Source organism: Streptomyces marianii, from assembly GCF_005795905.1.
Taxonomy (GTDB): Bacteria; Actinomycetota; Actinomycetes; order Streptomycetales; family Streptomycetaceae; genus Streptomyces; species Streptomyces marianii.
In genome coordinates this window covers 3,097,398-3,111,048 of record NZ_VAWE01000001.1, presented here as the reverse complement: position 1 = coordinate 3,111,048, position 13,651 = coordinate 3,097,398, and the positions used below count along the sequence as shown (strand labels likewise).

The 13,651-nt window shown below is 67.9% G+C and carries 11 protein-coding genes and 2 pseudogenes; 8 read left to right on the top strand and 5 right to left on the bottom strand.

The genetic code is table 11. The features are described from left to right. Positions 1-70 precede the first annotated feature (70 nt). The 3 genes from FEF34_RS13845 to FEF34_RS43650 form a co-directional block, all read right to left on the bottom strand. The gene (locus FEF34_RS13845) at positions 71-1,507 is read right to left on the bottom strand and encodes a sugar porter family MFS transporter (protein ID WP_138053470.1); all 1,437 of its coding nucleotides are present in this window, start codon (positions 1,505-1,507) and stop codon (positions 71-73) included. A 517-nt stretch (positions 1,508-2,024) separates the two neighbouring features. Further along, on the bottom strand, positions 2,025-3,731 hold the full coding sequence (locus FEF34_RS13840; protein ID WP_138057469.1) for an IS1182 family transposase: 1,707 nt from the start codon (positions 3,729-3,731) through the stop codon (positions 2,025-2,027). 143 nt (positions 3,732-3,874) lie between these two features. After that, positions 3,875-4,003, bottom strand: a complete 129-nt coding sequence (locus FEF34_RS43650; RefSeq protein WP_267905217.1) for a hypothetical protein — start codon at positions 4,001-4,003, stop codon at positions 3,875-3,877. Between the two features lie 28 nt (positions 4,004-4,031). On the opposite strand from FEF34_RS43650, the gene FEF34_RS13830 reads away from it, so the two are divergent. The 7 genes and pseudogenes from FEF34_RS13830 to FEF34_RS13800 form a co-directional block, all read left to right on the top strand. Continuing rightward, a complete protein-coding gene (locus FEF34_RS13830) occupies positions 4,032-4,298 on the top strand; it encodes a hypothetical protein (protein WP_138053468.1) in 267 nt (88 codons plus the stop codon). Continuing rightward, positions 4,279-4,797, top strand: coding sequence for a DUF6879 family protein (locus tag FEF34_RS13825; protein ID WP_407698278.1), 519 nt, complete (start codon positions 4,279-4,281; stop codon positions 4,795-4,797). The genes FEF34_RS13830 and FEF34_RS13825 overlap by 20 nt, the downstream gene beginning before the upstream one ends. A gap of 9 nt (positions 4,798-4,806) precedes the next feature. Further along, positions 4,807-5,654: pseudogene (locus tag FEF34_RS13820) on the top strand (helix-turn-helix domain-containing protein). A gap of 90 nt (positions 5,655-5,744) precedes the next feature. Then, positions 5,745-5,954, top strand: coding sequence for a hypothetical protein (locus FEF34_RS13815; protein ID WP_138053466.1), 210 nt, complete (start codon positions 5,745-5,747; stop codon positions 5,952-5,954). A gap of 462 nt (positions 5,955-6,416) precedes the next feature. Continuing rightward, positions 6,417-6,629 (top strand): DUF397 domain-containing protein, encoded by a 213-nt coding sequence (locus tag FEF34_RS13810; protein ID WP_138053465.1) that lies wholly within the window; start codon positions 6,417-6,419, stop codon positions 6,627-6,629. Positions 6,630-6,890: 261 nt separating this feature from the next. Next, positions 6,891-8,939 carry a thioredoxin domain-containing protein gene (locus tag FEF34_RS13805; RefSeq protein ID WP_171052946.1) on the top strand — a complete coding sequence of 683 codons (2,049 nt, stop codon included), beginning with the start codon at positions 6,891-6,893 and terminating at the stop codon, positions 8,937-8,939. 69 nt (positions 8,940-9,008) lie between these two features. Continuing rightward, a pseudogene (locus FEF34_RS13800) lies at positions 9,009-9,409 on the top strand (glycosyltransferase); the annotation flags it as partial. Between the two features lie 241 nt (positions 9,410-9,650). On the opposite strand, the gene trhA reads toward FEF34_RS13800, so the two are convergent. After that, positions 9,651-10,328 carry a PAQR family membrane homeostasis protein TrhA gene (gene trhA / locus FEF34_RS13795; protein ID WP_138053463.1) on the bottom strand — a complete coding sequence of 226 codons (678 nt, stop codon included), beginning with the start codon at positions 10,326-10,328 and terminating at the stop codon, positions 9,651-9,653. Between the two features lie 194 nt (positions 10,329-10,522). Here trhA and FEF34_RS13790 point away from each other — a divergent pair, with 194 nt between their 5' ends. Next, complete coding sequence (locus tag FEF34_RS13790; protein ID WP_138053462.1) at positions 10,523-12,358, top strand: phosphoenolpyruvate carboxykinase (GTP); 1,836 nt, start codon at positions 10,523-10,525, stop codon at positions 12,356-12,358. A gap of 202 nt (positions 12,359-12,560) precedes the next feature. Here FEF34_RS13790 and FEF34_RS42025 read toward each other — a convergent pair whose 3' ends face one another. After that, positions 12,561-13,454 carry a collagen-like triple helix repeat-containing protein gene (locus FEF34_RS42025; protein ID WP_199800666.1) on the bottom strand — a complete coding sequence of 298 codons (894 nt, stop codon included), beginning with the start codon at positions 13,452-13,454 and terminating at the stop codon, positions 12,561-12,563. Positions 13,455-13,651: the final 197 nt, after the last annotated feature.

Below are 13,651 nucleotides of genomic sequence, written 5' to 3'. Positions count from 1 at the left end.
CCCGCGCATCTCTTCCGCCCCGCAAAACCCCATGTCACAGGGCTGCAGAACGACTTTGCCGGGACCCTGGTCAGCGAAGAGCTTTGCGCTCGTATACGTCAACGATCTCATCAACGGAGAGCCTCTTGGTTTCAGGCAAGAATCGGCCAATGAAGGCAATTGCAAACAGGCACAAGGCGGCGAAGCATGCAAATACCCAGGCCAGTCCAATGGCTCTTTGCCAGACCGGGAAAGCCTGCACAACGGCAAAGTTCGCCAGCCAGTTCACTGCTGCCGCAACGGCTGCCGCCCGGCCACGGACTGCGGTGGGGAACGATTCTCCTTGAATAAGCCAGCCTGTGCCGCCGACTCCAATAGCAAAGAAGGAGATGAACAGGTTCAGGCCGATCATGACTACGACGATCTCTGCCGTCCCCGCGAAAATAGCCAGACCGCTGGCGGCCACCAGGGCAGACACAGCCATACCAGCAAAACCACTCATCGACAGTTTGCGCCGCCCTAGGCGGTCAATGTACCTGAAGGCGAAGTAAGTGGCTGCCACGTTGACAGCTGACATGATCACCGTGACTTGGACACCTGCGATGGCCGAGTCCAGTACCGAGTCGCTTGCTTCAAACAGCGGCGCTAGAATGCGGGGCCCGTAGTAGAGCGGCACGTTGATACCGCTGATTTGCTGGAAGATGAAAAACACGCAGACCATCACGAGCGCCCGTTTAACCCCGGCGGACCATGGACTGACTTGCTGCTTGCCGGCATCGCGGCGCTGCTGCTCTGCCGCTAGCTCAGCACTGCGCTCGACTTGATTCATTGTCACATGAATGCCCAGCCGATTTAGCGCGCGTTGCACGTCTCTGTAGCGGCTTTTTTCTAGAAGCCAGCGCGGTGACTCAGGCATCCGAGTGCGAAGCGCAAAACCGATTGCCGCAGGTAGTGCTCCCAACCCAAAAATAAGCCGCCAGTCTAGATCATATGCTTTGTCGGGCATCGTCGTCAGAATAACCAGTGCAACGAGGTAGGAGACCAGAATTCCTACAGTGATCATCCATTGCTGCAACATGCTGAGTGCACCGCGTCGGTCTTGAGGTGCATACTCGGCGATGTAGGCGGTGGCAATGGCCGAGTCTGCGCCAATGGCCAGACCGACCAGCGTACGAGCGATGAGGAGCACCCACTCGTGCCAGCTGACGGCAGCCAGCACGGCCCCGGCCATATAGATCCCGGCATCCGCGATGAGCAACGACTTCCTGCCGAAGCGGTCAGTAAGCGGGCCGGCAAGTAGTGCTCCCGCCGCCGCGCCTACGGACGTACCGGCGACGAGATAGCCCAATGCGAAATCCCCCAAGCGATAGGGGATGAAATTGAGAGCTGCGCCGATATTGGCTGTGTCGTACCCAAACAGAAACCCGCCGATTGTCGCCAGCAGCGCGAGGCGCCAATAAAAGCCCGTGAGCGCTCGCTGATCCAATACGGACAGAGCGTCCAATTCTCGATCTGACTCGTTGGGCATGACGGCGTTTCCACCTCCACCAGGGCAGGCATGAGCTATGGGCTGCCCAGTAATCCACAGCGGGCGGGCGACGGCAGTCACGGGGCCTCGCTGCGTTGCCGAAACGCCCGAATGCGCCCAGTACGAGGACGCTCCGTCTTGCGATGCCCCTCATCCGACGCCGCACGCCGCCCCACCGAGGATTACAGGACAGCGCTTAATCGTCGACGACAGATGCCGTGCGGTATGCAAGAGCGCGCGGTTGCGACGAGAGGTCACTCAAGCGTGCGCGCAAATGGGTCAATGAACTTCTTCACTCGACTTTCGCTGTTCTCGTGTAAGCATTCAGCCTCGGTCCACCGCGTAGTGGCGGAGCTGTGGACGGAGAAATGGGGAGAGGTGCCCGCTGACCTGGGATGATGGGAGTTCCTACGCTTCCGTCAGACCCGAGCAAGAGGGCACCTCGTAAGTGAAATCGTCCCACAGTCCGGCAGCGACCTTCGCTGCGTTCGACAGGGCGACTCTGTTGCTGAATCCTTCAGCCGGCGAGTTGGTGGCTGAGGCGCTGCAGTCGGCTGGTGCGGGGCTTGCGTAGTGGGTTGGTGGTCCACCAGGCGTCGAGGCGGACGATGTTGAGGGCGGTGGCGGAGAAGGCGTGTTGGAGGGTGACTTTCGGTAGCCCGCGGTAGCGGGCCTGGCGGATGCCGGTGACGTCGAGGGCCTGGTTGACGGTGCTCTCGATGCCGGCGCGGAGGGCGTACTTGGCCCTCCAGGACTCGGTGTCCTGTTCGGTTCTGGCTGTGGTGGTGCGTTCGTGGAGTTCACGGGGACGCAGGGTGAGCATGCGGGTACCGCGGACCGAGCTGGTGCAGTTGGTCCGGGAGGGACAGGGACGGCAGTCGGCTCGGGCGAATTCGATCACGATGGCGTCTCGTCGGTGCTGGGTGACCGGGTACCAGCCGGCGCTGGTGGCCCCCTGGGGACAGTGGACCTGGCGGGCCTTCCAGGCGACGCGGAAGGCGCTCTTGGCGAAGCCCTCGGCGGCCTTGGCCTGCGGGGAGTGGTCGGCCAGGAGCGGGGTGACCATGCCGATGCCCCGGCCCGCCGCTTCCACGACCAGGTCGACGGAGGGGTATCCGGAGTCGAGGTAGTGCTCGCCCGGTGCGACCTGCCGCTCGGCCAGGTTCTGCTGGATGGGCGCGGTGGCCTTGACGTCCGGAACGGTCGCCTCGGTGGTGTGGACATCCGTGATCAGCCGTAATGGAAGCCTCACGGCTTCGGCTTCGGCTTCGGCTTCGGGGAGGGTGTCGCAGGTCTCGGTGAGGTGGACCTTGTATCCGAGCCAGAACAGGTCGTCGCCCTTGGCCGACCAGCGGGCGTCGGGGTCGTACGGGGAGGCCAGGCGGATATGGCCGGGCGGGACCCCGCTGTCGTCGGCGTCCCGCTTCTTGATCACCTCCCGTCCCCGGCCATCGGTACGGATGATGTAGGTCTGCACCATGACCTGCCGCAGGAGGGCCACCGCCTCGATCTCGCGGACCCACACCGGCGCGGTATCGGACCAGGCCGCCCGGCACAGGACCAGCGCGTCCTGGCCGAAGACCTGGGCAAGCCGGTCCCGCTTGGTCTTCGAGCCCGGCATCGTCCAGCCATCCACGCGCGGCCCGTAGCGTTCGGCGAACTCGGCGACGTCGATCACGCCGGCCAGCCAGGACGGCGCCGCCACCGCCAGCGCCTCCAGAGCGGCCCGCACACTCTCCCCGGCCAGCTCGGTCCGGTTCAGGTCACGGACCGCGCTGATCACATGGGTGGAGTCCGTGCGCTGCTTGCCACCGGCCTTGATCAGCCCGGCCTCGCGGCAGTGCTCGACGAGCCTGTCGAAGAGTGTCCGCTCCAGGCCGTGCCCGACCAGCCGGGCACGGAACTTCGACAGCGCGGAGAAGTCGAAGCCTGCATCGGAGAGCTCCGCGCCCAGCGCGTATTTCCACGACAGGCGATCCCGCGACGCGTCCGCCGCCTGCCGGTCGGTCAGGTTCTCCGTGAACTGCAGCACCGTCACCAGCGCGAGCAGGGCCGGAGACTGGGCGGGAGCCCCACGATCGGGAAACGCATCGGTGAACAACGCGTCGTCGAAAACCTCGGCAAGGTGGTCACGCACGCGCATGGGCAGGCTCCCACCAGGGAAGGCCGCACGGGCCGTTCTGGCCGTCTGTTCAGGAATGGACGGCAATCCCCCCGGCCGCATGGACACCGCGCCAACCCCCTGCGGCCGGAGCAGACAGAACGACCGCACCAACGATCATGCCGACCTGCCCGTGCCTCTGCAGGCAATTCAGCAACAGAGTCCAGGGCGATTTCAAAGTCTGGCTGTTCGCGCGTCTGTGCTGGTCAGCGGGGTCCGAGGAGTGTCAGGGGACGGGTGAAGGGCTCGTAGGACATCTCGCGGAGTCCAGCGGCGATGTTGTGGTGGCCGGCGGCACGGAGGCAGTTGATCGCGAAGCTGCGCAGGGTGGCCATGTTCTCCGGGCCGTGCTCGGTGAGGCCAATGGCCCTAAAGTTCCTGGGGATTTGGCCCAACACACCGGACGACGGCTCGCCCACGATCTGGCTGGAGGAGGAGACGGGAGACCTGATCATCCAGTCATGGAAGGCGGACGAGGAGACCCTCCGGCAGGCTCAGGAAGCCGGCTCGGTGCCGGGTCACTCCACGGACGTTCCGGAGCACGAGACCGTGATCCGGCTGCCCGCCAACATGCTTCAGTTCATCCCCCGCCCGGACAGTGAGGTCAACGGTGGCAACAGCGGTACGTGAATGCCTCGCAAAGGCGCAGCGCTCAGCGATGCACCTGGAAATGCGAGACAGCTACATGCGGGATGACCCGGAGTTCATCCGCTGGCGGGAAGGACACCGATACGACCCGGCCGACCGCGAGTCGTGGTGGCGCTCGTGGCTGGACGTGGTGGCCGAGACGACGGGCCGGGGTGTGGTCATGCGGCGGTTGCGCGTCGTCTCCGAGCCGCTGAGCGACTACGTGCGGTACGAGTACGACGGCACCTTTACGAACGTCGCAGCGGGAGAGGACGTGCGTTGGTTGCCCCGCTCGCGCGCCCGTGACCTGCTCCTCCCCACGCTGGACGGGTGGGTCATGGATGAGGAAACCGTGATCCTCCACCACTTCAGCGGCGAGGGTCAGTGGACCGGCCCGCGCATGGAAGTCCACCACGACCCGGCGTTGGCCGCTCAGTACGTCAGGGCGTACGAGGCAGCGTGGGAGCGCGCGATTCCTCACGCGGAGTACCGGCCGAGCTGATCACGCACCATGGCTGTCTCTGCATCTTCCAGCGCCCAGCAGGCCCGGCAGGCCCTCGCGAAACGCCTTGAGGACATCTGCCGGGATGCTGGCCTGACGGGGGCTGATCTCGCCGAACGCTGTGGGTGGAGCCGGTCCAAGTCGTCCCGGATTATGAACGCCCGTACGCCCCCGTCCGCTGACGACATTCGGGCATGGTGCGAGGCGTGCGGGGCCGAGGACCAGACCGGGGATCTGATTGCCTCGCTGCGGACGGCCGAGGGCATGTGGGTTGGCTGGCGGCGCATGGAGCGGGCCGGGCTCAAACAGGCTCAGGAGGCCCGCCTACCGCTATACCAGCGGACCCGCCGTTTCCGGTCCTACTCATCGTGGCTCGTGCCCGGCATGATCCAGACGCAGCCGTACACCACAGCAGCGTTGCGAGCGATCCAGCGACGGCGCGGCCTGGTGGACGACGTGGCCGAAGCGGTGGCCGCCCGCATGGAGCGTCAGCGGGTGTTGTACGAGGGTGACCGGCGCTTCGCGTTCCTCGTTGAGGAGTCGGTGTTGCGGGCAGGGATAGGCGGTGCTGAGGTCATGTCCGGGCAGCTTGGCCACCTGATTTCGATTGCCTCACTTCCCAATGTCAGCCTGGGAGTTGTGCCTATGACGCCGGATCGGGAGCGCTGGCCGGCTGAGGGGTTCTGGATCTATGGCGCGGCACAGGTCAACGTTGAGTTGATCTCCGGCTACCTCACGATCACGCAGCCGAGCGAGGTAGCCATGTACGCCGATACGTTCGCGGAGCTGGCAGCGCTGGCGGTCTACGGGCCCCCGCTCGTGCGCTGATCACATCGGCCATGGATGCCCTCGGGTAACTCGCGTGCAACCTCATGCAATCGCCTGGGAGTTGGCGTTCCGTTTTCCCTAGCGTGGTCGGCATCGGACCACGTGAGGGGACAGCGACGATGGCGAGAACGACCAGCGACAACGACGCAGGCAGGGACGAGTACGCGACGTTCGCCCCGCAGGGGGAGACGTGCCCGGAGTGCTCCCAGCCGATCGGGGCCTTTGAGCCCTGCCGCCGTGGCACCGTGGAACGACAGTTCGGCCCGCCCGCTGTGGTCTACCGGCACAGCGAGTGCGCCAAGCGGTACCGGCGGACGGTCAGGCAGTGACGCCCGCGAGCCTCCAGAGACGTCCTGCGCGCCCTTTACCGGCCCCGGAACTGGTCAACCCTCATTTGATCTCACGCAGGACCCTGACGGCCCGTACAGGGACTCTCCCGAGGGTTGGTGGACGGAGCGGGGCGGGGCTCAAGATCCGGTCTCCGGGGTGGTCTACTTCCCGCCCGGCAGCAACCCGCCCCCATCCCCGTTCCGCAGCGAGCACACGTGAGGCGGACGCGCGCCCTGGTGCCGGCCTCGCCGAGTTCCTGGCGTGGGTCCTCGTGGGCCTGGTGCTCGCGCTGCACATCTAGGTTTCCCATCCCTTCCGTGATCGCGGCGGCGCGGGGCGGCCGGGGTGGGAGGACAGGCCCCGTCCCGGTCGCTGAGCTACGAAAGGGCAGGTGGCCGGGACGGTCAGCTAGGCGGCGCGGGGACCGTTTCCCCGCGACGTGCTGCGAGAGGAATGGTCCCGTGCCCGCTCCACTGCCCGAGTTCGAATTCGTCAAGACGGCCGCGTGCCGTGACGCCCGCGTGAACAACTGCCCTGAGGTCGCGATCAACGTTCCCGGCATCGTCGCCTTGCGTGACAGTGACCGGCCGGACACCATCGTCACGATGACGGCGGCACAGTGGGCGGACCTGACGGCCGCTGTGAAGGCCGGAGAGTACGACGTGATCGCCTGAGAGTAGGTCCCGTGCCGAAGTGCCCCCGGTGTGATGCCGAGTGCCCCTCGGATCCGGAGAACGGGTTGCCGTGGTGCGCGCGGTGCGGGGCGTTCTTCGGGCTCTCCCTGCCCGCCTGCCGGGGTCTGTGGTGGTGGCGCAGTGCCGCCACTCGTCAGCCGGTCCGGCCGCGCGAGCACTGAGCCGGCACCCCTCCGTCCCGTTCGCGTGCTGCCCCGTGGCGCATGGGCGGGGCGGAGGCGGGTGCGCAAGGATGGGGGTATGCCCAACCGACTCGCGCAGGCCACGTCCCCGTACCTCCTCCAGCACGCGGACAACCCCGTTGACTGGTGGCCCTGGGAGATGGACGCGTTCGAAGAAGCCCGGCGGCGCGACGTCCCCGTGTTCCTGAGCGTCGGCTACAGCGCTTGCCACTGGTGTCACGTCATGGCGCACGAGTCCTTCGAGCACGACGACACCGCTGCGTACATGAACGATCACTTCGTGTCCGTCAAGGTGGACCGTGAGGAGCGGCCCGACGTGGACGCCGTCTACATGGAGGCTGTGCAAGCCGCCACTGGGCAGGGCGGCTGGCCCATGTCCGTGTTCATGACGCCGGACGGGGAGCCCTTCTACTTCGGCACCTACTTCCCGCCCGAGGTTCGCCACGGCATGCCGTCCTTCCGCCAGGTGCTCGAAGGCGTGCGCAACGCCTGGACGAGCCGCCGGGACGAGGTGGGGGAAGTCGCGGGGAAGATCACTCGGGACCTTGCCGGGCGGGAACTGAGCACCGGGGATGCCGGGATGCCCACCGAGGAGACCCAGGCCCTTGCGCTCCTCCAGTTGACTCGGGACATTGACCCCGCGAGTGGCTGGTTCAAGGGAGACACCAAATTCCCGCAGTCGATGGTGATCGAGTTTCTGTTGCGCCACCACGCGCGGGCCGGTTCCGTGGCGGCGCTGGAGATGGCGGAAGGGCTGTGCGGTGCGATGGCCCGTTCGAGCCTGTACGACCAGGTGGGAGGCGGGTTCCACCGGTACGTGCTCACGCCGAGGGCAGGTGGACCTTTGGTACCCCACTTCGAGAAGATGCTCTACGACAACGCCCTGCTCTGCCGGGTGTACGCCCATCTGTGGCGGGTCACCGGCAGCGATCTGGCCCGCCGGGTCGCCCTGGAGACCGCCGACTTCATGGTGCGGGAACTGAGGACGCCGGAGGGCGGCTTCGCCTCCGCCCTCGACGCCGACAGCGCTCTTCCCGACGGTTCCGGTGAGCACGCCGAGGGCGCCTACTACGTCTGGACGCCCGGTGGGCTGAGGGACGTGCTGGGCGAGGACGACGCGGAGTTCGCCATGCGGTACTTCGGCGTGACCGAGGAGGGCACCTTCGAGCACGGCTCCTCTGTGCTCCGGCTCCCTCAGGACGCGGCTGTCGCCGACTCCGGGAGGGCCGCGTCCGTGCGGGAGCGGCTGCTGGCCGCGCGTGAGCGGCGGCCGCGGCCGGGCCGCGACGACAAGATCGTCGCCGCGTGGAACGGTCTCGCGATCGCCGCACTGGCGGAAGCGGGCGGTTACTTCGACCGGCCGGACCTCGTCGAGCGTGCCACGGAGGCCGCCGATCTGCTCGTCCGGCTCCACATGGACGACGGCGCGCGGCTGGCCCGTACCTCCAGGGACGGCCGTGCGGGCGCCAACGCCGGGGTGCTGGAGGACTACGCCGATGTCGCCGAGGGCTTCCTGGCTCTTGCCTCCGTCAGCGGCGAGGGCGCGTGGCTGGAGTTCGCGGGCTTCCTGCTGGACGGCGTCCTGGAGCGGTTCACGGGCCCCGGGGGACAGTTGTACGACACGGCCCGCGACGCCGAGCGGCTGATCCGGCGGCCCCAGGACCCCACGGACAACGCCTCTCCCTCCGGCTGGACGGCCGCGGCCGGAGCACTGCTCTCCTATGCCGCGCACACCGGCTCGGAGGCCCACCGCGTCGAGGCGGAGAGGGCGTTGGGCATGGTGAAGGCGCTCGGACCGCGAGCCCCCCGGTTCATCGGATGGGGGCTCGCCGTCGCGGAGGCGCTGCTCGACGGTCCGCGGGAGGTGGCGGTCGTCGGAGCGCCCGGTGACGCCGGGATGCGGAATCTGCACAAGGCCGCGCTGCTGGGGACGGCGCCGGGTGCCGTGGTCGCCGCCGGTGGGCCGGGCGGTGACGAGTTCCCACTGCTCGCGGACCGCCCGCTGGTCGACGGGAAGCCGGCGGCCTATGTCTGCCGGCATTTCGTCTGTGCCGCACCGGTCACCGAAGTGGAGTCGCTGCGGCGGGAGTTGGCGCCTCGAGGATGACCGCCGACGTACGTTTTCGGTGACCTGCCCGAAACGCGTCATTCATCGAAACAGGCGTACGACGGTCACATATTCCTCTCCTGGCTCTACTACGACCGGGTGCTGCCGGTGGGCGGGCTCGCCGGCGCCGCGCTGCTGCTCCTCACACCGCGCTGGTCGGTGACCGCGCGGGCGCTCGCCGGTCCCGCGCTCGCCGTGGCGATCCTGGCCGCCGTCGCCATGCGCCCGTCGGGCTGTCTGCCCGCGATGTACGTCATCCAGGCGCTGCCGTTCCTGGCGCTGGTGCTGGCCGGCGGGGCAGCGAGCGTCAGGCACACGGTGCTGAGCCGGTGGCGGCGTCCCGGAGAGGGGCGGATGCTCACCCTTGCCGCCGGTCGGCGGCCGCCGCGCTCGCCCTCGCCGCGGCCGTGTACGTCGTGCCGCGCTGGTACGACGGCGACCGCACCGCGATGACCGCGGACGCCAACGCCAGGGACGCATGGTGGTCGCCTCGTAGCCCTGCTCGGCGATCAGCAGGTACATGGCGCCCCGGATCGCCGCACGGGTCTTGAGCATCGCCGCAAGGGTCCTGAGCTTCTCGCGCTCGCGCAGACCCGTCGGGGGCCGGGGCACGGCGGGCGGACGGTGCGCGGAGGGGCCGGTGGCCGTCATTGCCGGCCACCGGCCGGAGCCGCGACCACGGCCGTGAACCGTTCAGCGCTTCCGGGCCGCTCAGGCGTGCTGGTAGGCGACCAGGGAGATCCCCACGTAGTGGACGACGAAGGCGGCCAGGGTGAAGGAGTGGAAGACCTCGTGGAAGCCGAACCAGCGCGGCGACGGATTCGGCCGCTTCATGCCGTAGATGACGCCGCCGACGCTGTACAGCAGCCCGCCGACGATCACGAGCACGAGGACGGCGATGCCGCCCTTGCGCATGAAGTCGGGCAGGAAGAAGACCGCGGCCCAGCCCATCGCGATGTAGCAGGGCGTGTAGAGCCACCGAGGCGCGCCGACCCAGAACACCCGGAAGGCGATTCCGGCAACCGCTGCCGCCCAGACCGCCCACAACAGCACCCGCCCGGTGGAGTCCGGCAGGAGCAGCAGCGTCAGCGGGGTATACGTACCGGCGATGATCAGGAAGATGTTCGCGTGGTCGAGCCGGCGGAGGACGGCCGTCGCGCGGGGGCCCCAGGTTCCCCGGTGGTAGAGCGCGCTCACACCGAAGAGAAGACAGGCGGTGAGTACGTAGATGCCGCAGGCGATCCTGCCGCGGGTCGAGTCCGCGAGTGCCGTCAGCACGATGCCCGCGATCAGCACTGCGGGAAACATCCCCGCGTGCAGCCAGCCCCGCAACCGCGGCTTCACCGGCGGCGGATCGATCTCGTGCACGTCGGGCGGAGCTGCAGTCATGGCGGCATGCTACCTACGGGGCCGTAGGTGACGGACCCCGAGTGGCAATGCTCACGTGAGAGGTCCTCTGGACATATGGGCACCGGGCGCGGATGATCAGATGAGTGCGGTCGGCACCGGATGAGCAGCTACGAAGCATCCGGGTCGCAGCCCCCACGGGGCAACAACCTCAAACCCCTCTTTTAGGAGCAATCGTGGCGCGCGACATCGCGGCTCCCGGCAACGCACCCACCGACCACCAGGAACTGATCGCCTGGGTCGACGAGATCGCAGCTCTGACGCAGCCGGACAGGGTGGTCTGGTGCGACGGTTCCGAGGCCGAGTACGACCGCCTGGCCGAGGAACTGGTCGCCAAGGGCACGTTCCGCAAGCTGGACCCGATCAAGCGCCCGAACTCCTACTACGCCGCCTCCGACCCCACGGACGTGGCGCGCGTCGAGGACCGGACGTTCATCTGCTCCGAGAAGGAGGAGGACGCCGGCCCGACCAACCACTGGAAGGCCCCCGCCGAGATGCGGGACGTCTTCACCGGTGAGAAGGGCGTCTTCCGCGGCTCGATGAAGGGCCGGACGATGTACGTCGTGCCCTTCTGCATGGGCCCCCTCGGTTCGCCGCTCTCCGCGCTGGGCGTCGAGATCACCGACTCCGCCTACGTCGCCGTCGCCATGCGCACCATGACCCGGATGGGCCAGGCCGTCCTGGACGAGCTGGGCACCGACGGATTCTTCGTGAAGGCCGTCCACACCCTCGGCGCCCCGCTCGAGCCCGGCCAGGAGGACGTGCCGTGGCCGTGCAACTCCACGAAGTACATCTCGCACTTCCCCGAGACCCGTGAGATCTGGTCCTACGGCTCCGGCTACGGCGGCAACGCCCTCCTCGGCAAGAAGTGCTACGCCCTGCGCATCGCGTCCGTCATGGCCCGCGACGAGGGCTGGCTCGCCGAGCACATGCTCATCCTCAAGCTGACCCCGCCGCAGGGCGAGTCGAAGTACGTGGCCGCCGCCTTCCCGTCGGCCTGCGGCAAGACCAACCTGGCCATGCTGGAGCCCACGATCTCCGGCTGGACGGTGGAGACCATCGGCGACGACATCGCCTGGATGCGGTTCGGCGAGGACGGCCGGCTCTACGCGATCAACCCCGAGGCCGGTTTCTTCGGCGTCGCGCCCGGCACCGGCGAGCACACCAACGCCAACGCCATGAAGACCCTGTGGGGCAACGCGGTCTTCACCAACGTCGCGCTCACCGACGACAACGACATCTGGTGGGAGGGCATGACGGAGGACACTCCGGCCCATCTGACCGACTGGAAGGGCAACGACTGGACGCCGGAGTCCGGCGTCCCGGCCGCGCACCCGAACGCCCGCTTCACCGTCCCGGCCGCGCAGTGCCCGATCATCGCGCCGGAGTGGGAGGACCCGAGGGGTGTGCCGATCTCGGCGATCCTCTTCGGCGGCCGCCGCGCCTCCGCCGTCCCGCTGGTGACGGAGTCCTTCGACTGGCAGCACGGTGTCTTCCTGGGTGCGAACGTCGCCTCCGAGAAGACCGCCGCCGCCGAGGGCAAGGTCGGCGAGCTGCGCCGCGACCCGTTCGCGATGCTGCCCTTCTGCGGGTACAACATGGGCGACTACATGGCCCACTGGATCAAGGTCGGCCAGGCCGCCTCGGCGCGGGGCGACCAGTCCAGGCTCCCGAAGATCTACTACGTGAACTGGTTCCGCAAGAACGACGCCGGCAAGTTCGTGTGGCCGGGCTTCGGCGAGAACAGCCGCGTTCTGAAGTGGATCGTAGAGCGCCTGGAGGGCAGGGCCGAGGGCGTCGAGACCGCGATCGGCATCCTCCCCACCCGGGAGTCCCTGGACACCGACGGCCTGGAGCTGGCCGACGAGGACCTGGACTTCCTGCTCAAGGTCGACGCGGACGTCTGGCGCGAGGAGGCCGCGCTGGTCCCCGAGCACCTCAACACCTTCGGTGACCACACCCCGAAGGAGTTGTGGGACGAGTACCGCGCACTGGTGGCCCGACTGGGCTGAACCCCCACTCGGAGCTGAGACCGGGGCCCGCACCGTACAACGGCGTACGGAGCGGGCCCCGGCCTTTTCTCCGTCTCCGCCACGCCCTGCGGCGCGGCCCGCAGACGCACATGTGCCGTGCCCGGGAGGTCCCGGGCACGGCAGGGTGCTTCACTGGAGGGTCATGGTCGGCCGTCGGACGGCGGACCGGCGCGCAGAGCGCTTACTTCTTGGCGTTCTTCGGGGCGCTCGGTGCCCTGTCGAGGGCCTTCTCCGCCTGGAAGTTCAGGATCGTCCCCGGCTGGGCGTCGATCAGGTCCCAGTCGTCTTCCCAGTTGAAGGGGGCGAGTCCCGCACCGGAGTTGATCTCGCCCTGGGTCTCCCACACGTTGCCCTCGAGGGTGAGGACCTTCGCGTAGGCGGTGTTGCCCTGTGCGGTGAAGGACACGGCACACGGGATCTCGTCCGCCGGGTAGCCCTCGTTGTCGGTCAGGTCCTCCCACGAGTAGTCCCCGACGGGCTCGAAGATCAAGCCGTCACCGTCGAGGTCGACGCCACCGTCGTGCGGCCGCTGCCCGACCCACGTCGACCCGTCGGGCAGGAGCGCGACGCTGAACTCCTTGGCGTTGCTGGTCGCGTACGAGTCGATGTCGACGCACGCGCCGGCTCCCGTGTCTCCGGTGGCTCCGGTGTCCCCTGTGGCTCCGGTGTCCCCTGTGGCTCCGGTGTCCCCTGTGGCTCCCGTGTCTCCGGTGGCTCCCGTGTCTCCGGTGTCCCCTGTGGCTCCCGTGTCTCCGGTGGCTCCGGTGTCCCCCGTGGCTCCGGTGTCCCCCGTGGGCCCGGTCGGACCGACCTTCTTCTTGTCCCTGTCCCTGTCCCTGTCGCAGTCGTCGGCCAGCGTGGTGACGCTGGTACCGCTGGGGTCGCTGTGGACCTCGTAGCAGGTGTCTGCCGCCGCCGGGCCCGCCGGGGCCGCGGGCGTCTGGCCGACTGCCACCGCAGGAACGGCGAAGCCCAGCATCAGGAGAGCCAGCGATGTCATCGCGCTACGGGCGACCAATCCGCCCCGCTGCGGAAGCGGGCCAAGGCCGGAAGGGGTCCTGTGCTCAGGACTCATGAATTGCTCCTTGTGGAACCGATGGGGTGATTGCATCGGGAAGCCCAGATGACCTCCCCGACGCATACTTCGCTCAACCCGGCCGTGACCTTGGGTGACACACGGCGAGATCAACACATTGGCCCAGCAAGAACAGTCCGTTGGCACGATGCGCAGCCCTGCCCGCGGTGCTCCGTCCCGGGGCTGAGAGCTCACCA